At 70.0% G+C, this 849-nt stretch carries 1 protein-coding gene; it reads left to right on the top strand.

Annotated elements, in window-relative coordinates; translation table 11 throughout:
- A partial coding sequence (gene galU, locus ADK64_RS06675) for a UTP--glucose-1-phosphate uridylyltransferase GalU (RefSeq protein WP_078992520.1) occupies positions 1 to 849 on the top strand: 849 nt, incomplete at both ends.

Here is an 849-nt window from a genome sequence, read left to right as displayed (position 1 = left end):
CAAGGCTGTCATTCCCGCGGCAGGCCTTGGCACCCGGTTCCTGCCGGCCACCAAGGCCACTCCCAAGGAGATGCTGCCGGTTGTCGACAAGCCGGCGATCCAGTACGTGGTCGAGGAGGCCGTGTCGGCGGGGCTCGACGACGTGCTCATGATCACCGGGCGTAACAAGCGGCCCCTCGAGGACCACTTCGACCGCAACTACGAGCTGGAGTCGGCGCTCGGGAAGAAGGGCGACGCCGAACGGCTCGCGAAGGTGCAGGAGTCCAGCGATCTGGCGACCATGCACTACGTGCGCCAGGGCGACCCCAGGGGCCTGGGCCACGCCGTCCTGTGCGCCGCCCCGCACGTCGGCCACGAGCCCTTCGCCGTCCTCCTCGGCGACGACCTGATCGACCCGCGCGACCCGCTGCTCCAGCGCATGATCGAGATCCAGGAGCGGCACGGCGGCAGCGTGGTCGCCCTGATGGAGGTCGCGCCGGAACAGATCCACCTCTACGGCTGCGCTGCCGTGGAGGCGACGGCGGACGGTGACGTGGTGCGGGTGACCGGGCTGGTCGAGAAGCCGGACCCGGCGGACGCCCCCTCGCGCTACGCGATCATCGGCCGCTACGTCCTCGACCCGCACATCTTCGACATACTCCGTCAGACCGAGCCGGGCCGCGGCGGCGAGATCCAGCTCACCGACGCCCTCCAGCAACTCGCGCAGGACGAGAAGGTCGGCGGACCCGTGCACGGCGTCGTCTTCACGGGCCGCCGCTACGACACCGGCGACCGCGGCGACTATCTGCGTGCCATTGTCAGACTCGCGTGCGAACGTGAAGACCTGGGCCCGGACTTCCGGACCTGGCT

Origin of the sequence: Streptomyces sp. MMG1121 (genome assembly GCF_001280015.1) — a bacterium.
Lineage (GTDB): Bacteria > Actinomycetota > Actinomycetes > Streptomycetales > Streptomycetaceae > Streptomyces.
This window is presented reverse-complemented; position numbering and strand designations above follow the sequence as displayed.